The sequence below is a fragment of the Picosynechococcus sp. PCC 7003 genome (assembly GCF_001693255.1).
Lineage (GTDB): Bacteria > Cyanobacteriota > Cyanobacteriia > Cyanobacteriales > MRBY01 > MRBY01.
This window is the reverse complement of record NZ_CP016474.1, coordinates 655,829-670,490: the sequence shown is the minus strand read 5'-3', so window position 1 is coordinate 670,490 and position 14,662 is coordinate 655,829. Positions and strand designations below refer to the sequence as shown.

The 14,662-nt window shown below is 49.7% G+C and carries 15 protein-coding genes; 5 read left to right on the top strand and 10 right to left on the bottom strand.

From position 1 onward, the window contains the following. Positions 1–15: 15 nt before the first annotated feature. Complete coding sequence (locus tag AWQ21_RS03155) at positions 16–537, bottom strand: Ycf51 family protein (protein ID WP_065713289.1); 522 nt, start codon at positions 535–537, stop codon at positions 16–18. Between the two features lie 331 nt (positions 538–868). Next, on the bottom strand, positions 869–1,858 hold the full coding sequence (locus AWQ21_RS03150) for a phosphotransferase enzyme family protein (protein WP_065713288.1): 990 nt from the start codon (positions 1,856–1,858) through the stop codon (positions 869–871). Positions 1,859–2,105: 247 nt separating this feature from the next. Here AWQ21_RS03150 and AWQ21_RS03145 point away from each other — a divergent pair, with 247 nt between their 5' ends. The 3 genes from AWQ21_RS03145 to AWQ21_RS03135 all read left to right on the top strand — a co-directional run bounded on the left by AWQ21_RS03145 (position 2,106) and on the right by AWQ21_RS03135 (position 3,861). Then, entirely contained in the window at positions 2,106–2,318 is a 213-nt protein-coding gene (locus AWQ21_RS03145) for a high light inducible protein (RefSeq protein ID WP_065713287.1), read from the top strand. Positions 2,319–2,479: 161 nt separating this feature from the next. After that, the gene (rdgB, locus tag AWQ21_RS03140; RefSeq protein WP_065713286.1) at positions 2,480–3,055 is read left to right on the top strand and encodes an RdgB/HAM1 family non-canonical purine NTP pyrophosphatase; all 576 of its coding nucleotides are present in this window, start codon (positions 2,480–2,482) and stop codon (positions 3,053–3,055) included. Between the two features lie 2 nt (positions 3,056–3,057). Further along, positions 3,058–3,861 (top strand): M48 family metallopeptidase, encoded by an 804-nt coding sequence (locus tag AWQ21_RS03135; protein WP_065713285.1) that lies wholly within the window; start codon positions 3,058–3,060, stop codon positions 3,859–3,861. A 444-nt stretch (positions 3,862–4,305) separates the two neighbouring features. Here AWQ21_RS03135 and argS read toward each other — a convergent pair whose 3' ends face one another. The 8 genes from argS to rseP form a co-directional block, all read right to left on the bottom strand. After that, on the bottom strand, positions 4,306–6,063 hold the full coding sequence (gene argS / locus AWQ21_RS03130; RefSeq protein WP_065713284.1) for an arginine--tRNA ligase: 1,758 nt from the start codon (positions 6,061–6,063) through the stop codon (positions 4,306–4,308). A gap of 151 nt (positions 6,064–6,214) precedes the next feature. After that, the gene (locus AWQ21_RS03125; protein WP_065713283.1) at positions 6,215–6,598 is read right to left on the bottom strand and encodes a DUF4346 domain-containing protein; all 384 of its coding nucleotides are present in this window, start codon (positions 6,596–6,598) and stop codon (positions 6,215–6,217) included. Positions 6,599–6,701: 103 nt separating this feature from the next. Next, positions 6,702–7,307 carry a Uma2 family endonuclease gene (locus AWQ21_RS03120; RefSeq protein ID WP_065713282.1) on the bottom strand — a complete coding sequence of 202 codons (606 nt, stop codon included), beginning with the start codon at positions 7,305–7,307 and terminating at the stop codon, positions 6,702–6,704. A gap of 116 nt (positions 7,308–7,423) precedes the next feature. Continuing rightward, positions 7,424–9,472 (bottom strand): magnesium chelatase ATPase subunit D, encoded by a 2,049-nt coding sequence (gene bchD, locus AWQ21_RS03115; protein WP_065713281.1) that lies wholly within the window; start codon positions 9,470–9,472, stop codon positions 7,424–7,426. Positions 9,473–9,646: 174 nt separating this feature from the next. Then, positions 9,647–10,372 (bottom strand): triose-phosphate isomerase, encoded by a 726-nt coding sequence (tpiA, locus tag AWQ21_RS03110; RefSeq protein WP_065713280.1) that lies wholly within the window; start codon positions 10,370–10,372, stop codon positions 9,647–9,649. A 44-nt stretch (positions 10,373–10,416) separates the two neighbouring features. Further along, positions 10,417–11,352 (bottom strand): LD-carboxypeptidase, encoded by a 936-nt coding sequence (locus AWQ21_RS03105; protein ID WP_065713279.1) that lies wholly within the window; start codon positions 11,350–11,352, stop codon positions 10,417–10,419. A 33-nt stretch (positions 11,353–11,385) separates the two neighbouring features. Further along, on the bottom strand, positions 11,386–11,652 hold the full coding sequence (locus AWQ21_RS03100; protein ID WP_065713278.1) for a DUF3493 domain-containing protein: 267 nt from the start codon (positions 11,650–11,652) through the stop codon (positions 11,386–11,388). Positions 11,653–11,706: 54 nt separating this feature from the next. Next, positions 11,707–12,798, bottom strand: a complete 1,092-nt coding sequence (gene rseP / locus AWQ21_RS03095) for an RIP metalloprotease RseP (protein WP_065713277.1) — start codon at positions 12,796–12,798, stop codon at positions 11,707–11,709. Positions 12,799–13,003: 205 nt separating this feature from the next. Between rseP and AWQ21_RS03090 the strand changes: the two genes are divergently transcribed. Together AWQ21_RS03090 and AWQ21_RS03085 are read left to right on the top strand one after the other, a co-directional pair. After that, entirely contained in the window at positions 13,004–14,263 is a 1,260-nt protein-coding gene (locus tag AWQ21_RS03090) for an efflux RND transporter periplasmic adaptor subunit (protein WP_065713276.1), read from the top strand. A 28-nt stretch (positions 14,264–14,291) separates the two neighbouring features. Continuing rightward, on the top strand, positions 14,292–14,609 hold the full coding sequence (locus AWQ21_RS03085) for a helix-turn-helix transcriptional regulator (protein WP_065713275.1): 318 nt from the start codon (positions 14,292–14,294) through the stop codon (positions 14,607–14,609). Positions 14,610–14,662 lie beyond the last annotated feature (53 nt).

Here is a 14,662-nt window from a genome sequence, read left to right as displayed (position 1 = left end):
AAACTTCCCTAGATCCTAACTAATCGCCTTGGATTGGGGCAGCTTTTTGAGATTTTCTGGGTAGAGCTGGATGTCCAGGGCACCATTTTCGCGGTCGGCAATGGCGCGTTGGACTTGACCCAAATAGAGGGGCTCGGAAACGCCGGGTTCGGGGTGGCTCATCACCCGGAGACGCACGGTAAATTTATTATCCCCATTGCCAATGCGCCCGTAGGAAAAGAGGTCATTGGAAGCTTGGCGGAGGGTCGCATTCACCGCTTCGGTGGTCACTTCAGGCTTCACGGAGACGACGGCTAAGTTTGCACCATTGTCGTAAACCAGGGCATAGCGCACGGCTCCCGGCACCACACTCCGGCTAAAGAGTCCTAGGCTGAGGCCAAACAAACCAATGGTGAGCACAATCATAAAGCCGGTGGTGCCGACCAAGCGGAAACGGATGCCCCACTTAAAAAGAAACGCGGCGATCGCCAAGACCGCAAAAAACAAGGTGGCATAGGCAGACCACTGGGTATAAAGGGCAAAATCTAAATTTTCCATGGGTCAGTTCGGTAAAAACGTTTTGGCACAAGGCCAGTGCAGTTAATTAAGGGATCATTAAAAGTTGTGGCTTCCATTATCCCAGCAAGGGCCCCAAGAAAAAACCAGCGAGGCGATCGCTGGCATGACTCAAGCTTGTTGTTGTTTTTGCATCGAAAAAATATCAAGATTTCAAACTACGCGTTCCCAGCACGAAGCCCGAAATATTTCTTTACACAACGGTAAGTGTAGCAGAACATACCATTTTTGATCAGGGAATTTTTCAACTTTTCGCGACATTCTTCCCTAGGCCGGGCCACAGGGCACGGATCTATCACTGGAGACAATCCCTTTAGAATAATTGCCAATCCCGTGAAGATAAGGCCTTGAGCCGTTCTAGGCGCTGGGTGAGGTAGTGACGATCCAGTTGGCTATTGTTAAAAATTTGAATGCTGATGAGACTGATGCGCCACGACCAAATATAGGCGAGCTGGGTGAGGGCTTGGAGTGCAGCTTGTTCCTGGGTAACAAAGGTGGTTTGGGACTCATAGCCCGCGATAAACGCTTCCCGTACCCGTCGCTGGAGACCTGTGGTGAGGGCCCCCTGGAAAAATTTACCAATTTCAAAGGCGCGCCACCCATAGCCGCATTGGTCAAAATCAAAGAGGGTGAGCTGGTGATCTTCGGTGAAGTGGACATTGCCGCAGTGGGCATCACCCCAACAGACAGACCAGAGGGGCTTTTCTTTAGGCAGTTGGGCCAGGGTCTCGCGGATTTTGTGGGCGGTATCCTGCATAAATCCCCAGTCCCGGGGGCGATCGCCAAAAAAGGGCAAAATCACGCCCAAGGATTCATCCAACAAATAATCTAGGTCTAGGGGTTTGCGCGGATGGTCGCAGATAAAGTCTTGGCTGACCTGATGGATCTGAGCCACCACTGCTCCCAGGTGACGACTTTGGGTTTCGTTCCACCCTCCTAGGGCAATTTCCCCTGGGGCAAAGGGAAACAGGGTGGCATAGCGATCGCCTTCTGGAGCTTGAATTTTCACTGCCCATTCACCGGTTTCCGTCGGTAGAGGAGCCGCCACTGGTAAACCCTGATTCTTGAGGAAATTCAGAAAATCTAGCTCGAAAAAAATTTCTGTGGGCGATCGCCAATGGTGATGGGAAACCCGCAACACAAACACATCCTGCGCTGCCTGAACAAAGTAAATATCACTCAAGCCCCGATTCCATAACTCGCATTGGCTGACGGTCTTGAGGCCATATTGGGGTAGCACACGCTCCCGGAGGGCGATCGCCGATAGTGTGGAATAAATGACGGGGAAATCCGAGCAGACCATAGACCGCAGCCTCTCAGGTGCAGGACATATCAAATATCAACCTAAAAAGATATGGGCCAAAAATCTGTAGCCCATGGCACCATCTCCCAGAACATCGAGAAAAAGTTTGCAATTTTCTCTAAAACAAAGTAGGTGCTTACGTCAATAGCTTTTGTCAACCTCGAAAAATAAAATGTTGCAAATTGTTACAAAAGTTGTTAATCTTGGATCAAGATAAAAAGCAACCTAATTTACCCCAGATAACAAGATGGCTAGAAAATACCAAGGCAACATCGTCGACGACCAAGGCAAGCTGAACACCTTTGCCGTAGAGCCCACCGTTTACGTCCAAGAAAATCCCCGCGTCGGCTTCACCGAATATGCAGAGAAATTCAATGGTCGGGCCGCGATGATCGGCTTTGCTTCTCTACTTCTCCTCGAAATTTTCACCGGCCACGGCGTCATTGGTATTTTTCAGTAAGACCAACAGCTTTTAACTTTTTCAAACAACACCTCAACAGCATAAGTTTGCACCTGGCGGCCCTTGGTCGTCTTTTTTTTCGGCAAATTTCCTTAAAATGGAAGTCGCTGCCCTGCGATTCTGGTTAACTTTTTTAATTTTTTGTTCAGATTTTGATGCCTATGCCCGTCCTCGTCGTCGCCACCGGAAACCCCGGTAAATTACAAGAAATGCAAGCCTATCTCCAGGATTTGCCCTGGGAATTGCGCCTCAAGCCCCCGGAACTCGATATTGAAGAAACAGGGACAACGTTCCTTGAAAATGCGGCTCTCAAGGCATCCCAGGTAGCCAAAGCCCTCAACCAATGGGCGATCGCCGATGATTCTGGTTTAGCCGTTGAAGCCCTCAATGGTGCCCCTGGCCTATATTCGGCGCGCTACGGCACCACCGACCAAGAACGCATTGAACGTCTGTTAACGGAACTGGGAAATAATTCCAATCGACGCGCGAAGTTTATCTGCGCTGTGGCGATCGCCAAACCAGACGGCACCATTGCCGCCCAGGTACAAGGAGACTGTCCTGGAGAAATCCTCACGGAACTGCGGGGAGACGGGGGCTTTGGCTATGACCCCATTTTTTATGTGCCAGAATATCAACAGACCTTTGCGGAAATGTCAGCGGCGCTCAAACATGACGTGAGTCATCGGGGCCAAGCCTTTGCACTGCTTTTGCCGCGTCTTGCCAATCTCCTCGATTAACTATGCCTGCTCCCCCAGCCCCAGAAGATCGCAATCCTGAAGCTTCCCTGCGGGAACTCCTCACCCTTGGGGGGATGTTTGTCTGTGCGATCGCCCTCTTGATTTGGCTATTAAACTTCAGCGTCAACTGGCTCATTGTCCAGATGCCCGTGAGTTGGGAGCAACGGTTGGGGCAAGCCCTGGTTAAAATTTACGAACCCCAAGCCCAACCCTCGCCCGCCCAAGATGAATTGAATGCCTTGCTTGATCGCCTAGAGGCAGAAATTCCTGAAGGCGCTAAAGAAAAACGTGACTACCAGCTCCTCTACATCCCCCAGGATGTGGTTAACGCCGCTGCTCTGCCGGGGGATACGGTACTGGTCTATCAAGGCTTGTTAGATCAAATGGACTCAGAAAATGCCCTCATGATGGTATTGGGCCATGAAATCGGTCACTTTGCCCACCGGGATCACCTGCGTAATATTGGTCGGGCCCTCGTGATCCGTACAGTGATCTCCTCTATTTTTGGCGATGTCAGTTGGCTGGGAGATGCCGCACAAATTGTCAGCAGCTCACGCTTTTCCCAAGCCCAAGAAAAACAAGCCGATGAATATGGTTTAGATTTGCTCTACGCCACCTATGGTCAGGTCGCTGGCGCCACAGATTTCTTTGAAGCAATGAGCCAACAACAAGGAGCCAATTGGGATTTCCTGGCGACCCACCCGGCCCCGGCAAAACGAGTACAACATCTCAAAACCTTGATTCAGCAAAGGGGCTACCCCATCGGTGAATATACCCCTCTGCCAGAGGTATTAACCCAAGATTAATCTACCGCTGTTTGGGGTGATTTTCCCCTAGACAAGGCGAAAGCCTACTCAGGGGAGCAGGCTTTCAATCCAAATTTAACTAACAAAAAGATTTACCAAACAACAAAACGAGGTTAACAACGAACCCAACAAGCGCCTCTCGAAAAACAGTGCCTAACAGGCGGTGATTATAGCCCGACTACCCGATTCCGTTAGGGGGAATAATCGAGTCTATCTTCAACTTGAAGTGTTGAGAAGGACTTCTGGGCGAGACCGAACAAAGGAGGTACAACCGCTCAATCTCTTCGTCCGAATAAAAGCTTTTTCAGAACTTTTATCTTGTACCTTGTCTATAAGTTATCAGGAAATATAGGCTTAGGTGATAGGTGCTTCATATCTCTTAATGTTTGCTTATTGATTTCTCCCCATTGACTGCACCGAGGCCACTAGGGAGACTGATGGCAGTTACATCCGGTCGAGGACTTCGATGCCGAGGAGAGATAAACCCAACTTGAGGGTGCGGGCTGTGGTGTCGGCGAGGATTAACCGGGAAATGCGGCGATCGCCTTCGGCTTTGAGGATCGGGCAAGCCTCATAAAATTGGTTGAATTTGCGGCTGAGGTCATAGAGATATTCACAGAGGCGATTGGGCATCAGATCTTGCTCAACGCTCACGAGGACTTCACTTAGTTGTAATAAGTGTTTGGCTAGGGTTAGTTCGGCCGCTTCTTCGAGGATGATGGGGGTATCGGTGGGTAGGGTACTGAGGTCAATGCCGCCTTGACGGCTGACTCCCTGGACACGCACATAGGCATAGAGCATATAGGGAGCGGTATTACCCTGGAGCGCCAACATTTTATCGAAGCTAAAGATGTAATTACTGGTTCGATTTTGACTGAGATCGGCGTATTTTACGGCTCCAATGCCCACTACCTGAGAAACTTTTTCGATGAATTCTGGTGTTTCCTGGCGCTCATCTTCGGCAAGACGTTTTTCCAAATCGGCACGGGAGCGGTTAACAGCTTCATCGAGGAGATCCTTGAGCTTAATTGTATCGCCGGCGCGGGTTTTGAGCTTCTTGCCATCTTCCCCCTGCACTAAACCGAAGGGCACATGGACGACTTCCACATCATCGGGGAAAAATCCGGCGCGCTCGGCCACTTGAAATACTTGGGCGAAATGTCCGGCTTGACCAGAATCTGTCACGTAAATGATTCGTTTGGCTTGATCTTCTTTGATGCGATAACGAATTGCCGCTAAATCGGTGGTGGCATAGTTAAACCCACCGTCGGATTTTTGGACGATCAATGGCAGGCGATCGCCATCTTTATTTTTAAAGCCTTCGAGGAAAACACATTGCGCCCCGGCATCTTCTTCGAGCAAGCCCACTTCATCCAATGCCGTTAGGACATCCGCCAGGTAGGGATTGTAAAAAGATTCGCCCCGTTCCGTTAATTTGATATCTAGAATGTCGTAAATTTTTTGGAATTCTCGGCGGGATTGATCACACAATAGTTGCCAAGCTTGCTGACTTTCAGGGTCGCCCGATTGCAATTTTACAACTTGATTGCGAGAAGCTTCTTTAAAGGCTTCATCTTCATCAAAACGCACCTTTGCTTTTTTATAGAACGCCACCAAATCACCAATGTCGAGGGCATCTGCTTTCGTTAAAGCATCGGGATAGGCTTCCTTTAAATAGGTAATTAACATCCCGAATTGGGTACCCCAATCCCCTACATGGTTTAGGCGCAGAACATCCTGGCCCCGAAACTCTAAAATCCGTGCAATCGAATCGCCAATAATCGTTGAGCGGAGGTGGCCCACGTGCATTTCCTTGGCAATATTCGGACTAGAAAAATCAACAATGACTTTCTGGGGATTGTCTGCTGGGTCAATGGCAAGGCGATCGCTTTGTTGGACTTCCTTTAAAAGCGTGGCTAAATAGCTCGGTTTGAGGCTGAAGTTCACAAAACCAGGCCCGGCAATAGTCGGCGGTTCGCAAATATCAGCAACGTCTAAAGCTTCGATAATACTTTGGGCAATTTCCCTAGGATTTTTCTTAAGGGTTTTCGTTAGCGATAGGGCGACATTAGACTGATAATCACCAAATTTCGGATTGCTGGCAGGGACAACAAGGGGATCAGTATCCTTTAGATCTTCGCCAAATGCCTTGATTAGAGCTTTGGAAACAGCCGCTTTTAACTGAAATAGAATAGATTTCATAATAAATAATTAATCGTTAAATTTTTTAGATATAATAAAGAATGTTTATATTTTGTTTGTTGCAAGAAATAGACAGGTTAGTTTACTGAAAGATTATTCTATTTTTAGATCACATTAATAAAAGACTTATTCTGGATATATTTCAATTGAATTAATCTTGAATATATTCTGTGCCAGAGAGAAGGGCGATTTCTGCTTTCATAAATTCCCGTCCGAGATATAGGGCATGATCTAGCTTGGAAATGGGACAGGGATCGGCTTTTTCGGTGATTTCAATGCCTAATTCTTTTGCAGTACGGCCTGTATAAACGGTGGTATGAGTCCGTTCTAAACTACCTTTGCAGGCAAGGACTTCGCCGGTTTCTGGGTCTGTGGCTAAACCTTTATCGTTAATCGTATTGGTGTAATGTTTCGCGCAAATTAAACCCTGTTCACGGTCTAGATAGATAATAAAATAACCGTCGGGATCGAGGTCAATAAACCGATTAGACAATTCGTTGTCGAGTTTAGTCCGTTCTTCGGCGTTAACAGTCATGGTAAAGGCAGTAATCTTGGATGGCGTTTGGCACAGCTTTTTAGTATAGCCTACGGGGTTTAGCCACCAAAAATTCTTTAACTAAAAGGCGATCGCCTGACCACTACCAAATTTTCGCCAGGGATAACGTAAACCCTGACAGTTCAGGATCAGCACTGACTGTTTCCGGATTTTCGAGGATTTGGGGCGATTGTTGGGGTCGATAAATGTGGACAGTGCGATTTTGGCGATCAATTAGCCAAGCCAAAGACACACCATTTTCCAGATATTCCACCATTTTTGCTTGTAGCGTTTTGAGGGCATCACTTTTGGAGCGCAACTCAATCACAAAATCAGGACAAGTCGGCGCAAAGGATTTTTTTTCCTCATCGCTTAGGCTGTCCCACTTTTCCTGACGCATCCAAGACGCATCGGGGGAACGGATCGCGCCATTAGGCAACGTAAAACCTGCACTCGAATCAAAGCCTAATCCTGTACCATCCTGTTCGCTCCATAACCAAAGATAAGCAGCGAGATTAAAATTTCGATTGCCAGTATCCGAGGCGGCAGGGGACATAATGATGACTTCTCCTGTGGCAGTTTGTTCGATGCGTAGTTCCGGGTTAGCGCGGCAAAAGGCAAAAAATTCGTCTTTTCCCATTTTGGCGATCGCCGGAAAGGAGACCTCAAGAGGAGTCAAATCACTTTGAATCAGAAAAGTGGTTGCCATGGTACGTTTTCCCGTGAGCCAGATGGTTTTATTTTAGCCTTGCTCCCAGAGGGAAAAATAAAGGCGATCGCCCTTACAGACAATCGCCCATGAAACTTTTACGGATTCAAAATCGCCTAAATTTCGGCCATTGCACCCTTTGCCATGGCGGCGATCGCCTGATCCGTAGCCTTCGGTAATCGGTAATACTTGCCGCCCGCTTTAGCCGCCAGCTCTTTACCAAAGCCAGAGGAAATAAATTTCTTCTCTGTGTCAATAATCAGCAGCTTCATCCCAGAAGCACGAATTTTACCGGCAATATTTAGAAGCTCCTCTTTGATATCAGGTTTTTCTTCGCCTTCCTCTGGTTTTTCGCCGAGGGAACGCGAGAGGGGAATATTGCCTCGACCATCAGTAATCGCGACGATCACCACTTCCCCCACATCACCGGACATTTGGGCATTTACACCAATATGCACAGCCTGGGTTAACCCATGGGACAACGGCGAACCACCACCACAGGGCAACGTTTCCAGTCTATTTCGCGCCAAAGTAATCGAACGGGTAGGGGGTAACAGCACCTCTGCCATTTCGCCCCGGAACGGAATCAACGCAATTTGGTCGCGGTTTTCATAGGCTTCTGTCAACAAACGCATCACCGCCCCCTTGGCCGCCTGCATCCGATTCAGGGCCATAGAACCAGAGGCATCAACGAGGAAAATCATCAAAGCCCCCGCTTTACGAGCCATCCGTTTAGAGCGCAGGTCACTTTGCTCGACGATCACTTTCCGGTCAGGGTGTCGCAGTCGTCGCGCCTTTTGGTAGGGAGCCGCCGCCCGCAGGGTCGCATCCACCGCAATACGCCGTACTTTCCCCCGGGGTAACATCGGCTTAATGTAACGGCCACGGTCATCGGAGAAAATTAAGCCCCGTTTCCCAGAGTTGCCTTTGTTCTGCATCATTTGGGCAAAGGCGAGAATCCCTGGGTCAAGTACAACTCCCTCTGGGTCAAACACAAATTCTTCGGGAATCGTCGGCTCCTGTTCCGGCTGTTCCTCTTGGTCTTCGTTTTGATCGTCGTCGTCTTGATCCTCTTGATCTTCATCTTGGGATTGATCTTCTTCGTCCTGTTGATCATCCTGGGATTGAGGCGGTGGCGGTGGTGGGGGAGGCTGCATATCCTCATCTTCTGGGGTGGGGATCGTCGTAGCACGGGGTAAAATCACCAGCTCGACCGCTGTCCGGAGATCATCGGCAATCACCACATTACGGCCATCAAGGGCAGCGGCAGCCATGGCAACACGCACAGCAAAAAGTTCGGCTCGGTGACCTTCGACGCTGCCACGCACAGCTTCGCTCACGAGGTAGGCCACTTGGTCTTTGCTAATTTTGACTTCTTTGAGCCATTCCCGCGCCAGGATAATTTGGGTGCGGAGGGCATCGAGATCTTCGTCGTACCGCTGCAAAAACTCTTTGGGGGCGGTGGCATATTGCACCACTTGATCCACCGCTGCCACCCGTTCTTCGAGGCTGAGGGGGCGATCGGCAGACAGGGTAATGGCAATGCGATCGCGGAGGTGTTCTCGGAGATTGCCTTCCTCAGGGTTATAGGTGGCAATCAGCAGGGGCCGACAAGGGTGCGAAAAACTAATGCCTTCCCGTTCGATTTGGTTGCGGCCTTCTGTTAAGACTGTTAGGAGTTGGTTGGCAATTTGGTCATCGAGGAGGTTGATTTCATCGATGTACAGCACACCCCGGTGGGCTTGGGCTAATAGACCCGGTTGGAAGACGGGTTCCCCCTGACGCACAGAGGCTTCGACATCCACAGAACCCAAAAGGCGATCTTCGGTAACGCCCAAGGGAATTTGTACAAAAGGCGCGGCAATTACTTCCGTGGAAATGTTTTCGCTGGCCGTCTCGCCATAGGCCACTTCGGTGAGATCATCCCAGTCACTGCGGTTATGGACATCACAGTTAAAGGGATTATCTTTAATGACTTCGATGGGGGGCAAAAGGGAATGAATTCCCCGGGCCATCACGGATTTTGCGGTGCCCCGTTTCCCGGCGATCGCCACCCCACCCAGGGCAGGATCAACGGCCCCCAGCAGGAGAGCGGTTTTAATTACATCTTGACCAACCACCGCTGTGAGGGGAAAGGTCGTGCGCGATGTCGTGAGAGTAGGCATTTATCTAAAAAGTTGCGCTAAAAAAATGTCGGGTTAAAAGTAAAAGGGAAAAGAAATTTAAAAAAATTTTGTAAAAACGAGGAGAAATATCCCGCAGTCGAGAGCTTTCTCCTCAAGTAAAGTGCGTATTTTTCACGGAGCCTAGGATATTGAGAACGAAATACCTAAGCATCGTTACATATAATTTACCAAGCGGGCAAAACTCTCTGCCTCTAGGCTTGCTCCACCCACCAAGGCCCCATCAATTTCGGGCTGGGCCATAATCTCATCAACGTTATTTGGCTTGACGGAACCACCATATTGAATAGTGGCATTTTTGTTGGTGAGTTTTTCGCGAATTAGACCAATCACCCGGTTTGCTTCGGTGGCATCACAGGTATCACCCGTACCAATCGCCCAGATGGGTTCGTAGGCAACGACCAAGTTATTTTGATCAATATCGACTAAATCTTTTTCGAGCTGGGCAAAAATTACTGCTTCTGTTTCACCAGCGTCCCGTTGAGCTTTGCTTTCACCAACACAAAGAATCGGCGTTAAACCATGGCGTTGGGCCGCTTTGAGGCGCTGATTCACAGTTTCATCGGTTTCGCCAAAATATTGCCGTCTTTCGCTGTGGCCCACAATGACGTAACGGACGCCCATTTCGGTCAGCATTGACCCAGAAATCTCGCCGGTAAAGGCACCTTCGTCAGCCCAGTGGATATTCTGTGCCCCCAGGCGTACCCGCGTCCCGTGGAGACTCTTGGACATTAAGCCTAAATCGGTAAAGGGCGTACAGAGCACCACTTCTCGTTCTTCATGGTCATCGGCGATTTTGGGCAGTAATGCTTTGAGAAAGTCTAAAGACTCGGCTTGAGTCTTATACATTTTCCAATTACCCGCAATAATGATCTTTCGCACGGCTTTCCTACTAATGCTTTCCTTACAATGCACAGGGATCCAGTTTACCCCATTGCCGAAGCGGTGCTAATGGGGGGCAGCTTCTCCGGGAAAGAGAGTAAACCGCGATCGCCATCTAAAATCACCGGAACCCCCACGGGTAAGGCAGCATTCACACCATCATGGCCAAAGGGCAGCTCGGCAACAATGGGAATGTTTAAATCCCGCAGGCGATCGCCTAGCACTTCTAGCACCCTAAAACTATCGGCTGAACCCAACTCGTCACATTGACTGAAACGACCGAGGGCAATGCCTTTGATTTTTTCAAAAGCCCCCAGCAGTCGCCATTGAGTTAACAGGCGATCAATCCGGTAGGGCGCTTCCGTCACATCTTCGAGGGCCAAAATTACGTTATCAAAATCTGGCTGCAATGGTGTTTTCAGAATGTGAGTCGCCACTGTCAAATTTCCAGGTAATAGCACCCCTGCAACTTGGCCATTACCCCAGCCCCTACCCTGAAGCGGCTCGAGGGGTTTTCCCACCAAGAAATCAAATAATCTTTGCTTTGACCAATTGGGTTCTGCCGCAAAAGTCGTTAAAACGGGGCCGTGGATGCTGGCAATGCCTACGGTGCTTAAGCTCCAGAGCAAGCTGGTGATGTCCGAAAAACCAATGAGCCATTTGGGAGTCACTTGGTCAATTTTCCAGTCCCAAGCTTCTAAAAGGCGCATCCCCCCATAGCCGCCCCGCGCACACAAAATCCCTTTGCAGTCCGGATCAAACCATGCTTCGGCCAAGGCTTGCCGTCGTCCCTGATCAGTGCCGGCCAAATAACCCCAGCGCGTATCCCAACCTGTCGTCAGTTCTACCCGATACCCCTGCGATCGCCAAATATCTACCCCAGCCCAAAAGGCGTCCTGTTCTAACAAACGACCACTAGGGGCAATCACTTTCAATAAATCCCCTGGTTGTAACCAAGGGGGCAGCATTAATTTATCCATCTACAATCAACGGGTCAAGTGGCGAGATCAAGCCTATTTTTTCTCTTGACTGGCGAGTTTATTTTTGTTCTCCCAGCGCCAGAGAAAAATCATTAAGCCCACAACCCCAGCCTGCACCGCAAGATTCGGAATCGCCTGTTCTAAATCCCGACCAGCGGCAATTTGCAACAAAAAAATCATTCCTCCAACGCCCCCAGATAACCCAAAGCATAGGTAAATAAATTGGCGGAGCGAACGGTAGGGATTTTTGGCTTCCGCCCGCAGACGCGCCATTTTTTCGGGGGTGAACTTTTGACTCATGGTTTTATCAATTGTGAGGGGTTAATCATGATCAACCCCGACTGAACAAACAAATTAACGAATTAAATTCTGGAAAAAAGCCAGATTCACAGTGTCGCGCACAATGAGGAAGACCCCAAGACCAAGCAACAGGACTAAGCCCGTTTGCATAATGTTTTCCTGGAGGCGCATCGGCAGAGGTTTACCACGAATTCCTTCTACTAGGAGAAAGGCCAGTTGGCCGCCGTCTAAAGCGGGTAAGGGCAAAATATTAATAATCGCCAGGTTAATGCTAATGAGTGAACCGAATTGGAACAAATTGCTCAAATCATCTTTCGCTAAATCTGCTCCCACCGCCACGATCGCCACGGGACCAGCTACCTGTTGGGCTGTTTCTTGGAAATTGAAAATCAGTTGACCAAATCCTTGCACCGTAAGACTTGCAAGCCGTTGAAATTCCCGAGAGCCCGCCTGGAGAGCGGCAATGGGATTACCGGCGCGGTTGCGCACAATTTCACCATTGGGAGCTAACATCACACCAATTTTTCCTTGGCCATCACTACCCGCATCGGGGGTTACATCTAGGGTGAGCGTTTCTTCGCCCCGTTGGAGTTGCAAATTGAGGGTTTCGTTGGGGGCTTCTTGAATCAGCACCCGCAATTCCTCAAGGGCGGCTTGGCCACTGGGGAGGGTTTTGCCATTAACGGCCAGGACAACATCTTCGTTTTGGATGCCTGCTGCTGCTGCCGGGGAAGCGACTTCCGTTAATACTTGGGGGATGCGTACACCTGGTTGATAGTTAATGTCTTGGAAGCCCACGGTGCCTGCCTGTACGACGAGGAGGAAGTAGGCAAAAATTAAATTGGCAATGACCCCGGCACTGATCACAATGGCCCGGTCAAAGACGGGACGGTTACGCAAGAGATTCGGGTCTTCTGGGGGAATATCACTGTCTGGGTCGTCATCGGGAAAGCCCACGTAGCCACCGAGGGGGAAGGCTCGCACCGCATACTCGGTTTCTTTGCCTTGGTATTTGAGTAGGGTCGGCCCAAAGCCAATGGAAAAGCGGTTGACATGGATATTTTGAAGTCGGGCTGCTGAGAAGTGACCCAACTCATGGATCACGATGAGGAGTGCCAAAACTGCGATCGCCGCCAGTACGGACATAACGTTCTCTTGATGTTGTAGTGATTTTTTACGTTTTAGCTATTGTAGGCGATCGCCATCGGAGTTATGGGAGAAAGGCCAGGGTTAGCGGCAGTCTCAAAGTTGAGATGTTAGAATCAGCGGCGACAAAACCTTTAAGAAACATTAAGTTTTTCCAGCTTCTTCTTTCATCATTTTCACTTTTAAATCTTCGTGGTGCTCTCCCATGGTTCAGCAACTCAAAGCCCCCATCGGTCTCTGTCTTTTCCTTTCGTTGGCGTTTCTCTCGACGGGGTGTGCCCTCGAACAAAATAGTAATGCCCAGCCGGCGGGCCGCCCAGAACAGGCAGAACAACCCCCCTTAGTCGAGGTGGCGATCGCCACTGGCACAGAAACCGCGCCCACTGCCAGCTACACCGGCACCACCATGGCCCTAAAAAAAGTAGTAGTCCGCTCCCGGGTCGAAGGGCAATTACTCACCCTCAATGCAGAAGTGGGTGATTTTATTCGCCAAGGTCAACTGCTCGCCGCCGTAGAACAGGATCTCCCCCGTACCGATGTTAGTGAAGCCCAAGCTGAACTGGCCGCCCGACAATTTGAAGTTAAAGAAGCAGAATCAGTTCTCGCCGAAGCCAAAGCCCAGGTAGAACGGAACCGGGCCGAACTCAAACAAGCTGAAGCCGATGCTCGTCGCCTCCAACAGTTAGCCGAAGCGGGAGCGATCACTGCCCAACAAGCCGAGGTTGCCCAAACCCAACAGGCCACCGCCGCCCAGGTGTTAAAAGCCAGCCAAGAGCAAGTCATTACCCGCCAACAGGCGATCGCCGCCACCAAAAAACGCGTCACCGCCCAACAAGCCATCCTCGCCCAGGCCCAGGAACGCCTCACCTATACCCAAATTACAGCGCCCCAAAGTGGCATTGTCCTTAGTCAGCAGGCCGAAGCTGGCGACACGATTCAAGGGGGACAAACCCTCGTCGAAATCGGTGATCTCAGCGCCATTAAAGTTGAAGTCCAGATTTCTGACCGGGATCTGAGCCAATTTGCCCAAGGCCAACTGGTTAATGTGGCCCTCGATGCCTTCCCTGGAGAAACCTTTCCCGGCGAAGTCACCCGCATTTCTCCCGTGGCTGATGCCGCCGCCCGTTTAATTCCCATTGAAATTACCATCCCCAATCCCGAAGGAAAAATTGCCACCGGGTTATTGGCGCGGGTCAGCCTCACAAATCCCAACCTCACAACCGCTGTCATGATTCCGGTGTCCGCCCTCAACACGGGCAGTAATGCCAACCAGACGACGGTATTTGTGCCCGTTACCCAAGGAGAAACAACGACTGTGCAAGCGCGTCCGGTGCAAGTTGGCCCGGAAGATAATGGCATGGTTGCTATCCTGAGTGGCCTTAGTGCTGGGGAACGGTATGTTGTCCAAGGCGATCGCCCCCTGGAAACTGGCCAAACAGTCCGCTTAAGTCTGCTGTCCGAATAACTACCAAATATCAATTATTTTTGATTCAATGCCCCTCACCCAAGACCTAACCCTAATTTTGCAGGGCTTCAAAGCCCTAGGAGATCCCATTCGTCTGGAGATCCTAGAACGGCTACGGGTCCAAGAATTGTGTGTTTGTGAGTTGTGTGATGTCTTGGATTTAAAGCAGTCCAAACTTTCTTTCCACCTAAAAATCCTCAAAGAGAGTGAGTTGGTACTGACCCGCCAAGAAGGGCGCTGGATTTACTATCGGTTGAATTTGGCCCAATTTATCGCCCTAGAAGCCTATTTGGCAGAATATCGCCGCTTTGGAGAAATCTTACCCGCTCGCCCCTGTGCAGACTAAAACTTCAATCTAAAATATAAATCAATTTTTTTTGATATATTGAATCCTGTAAA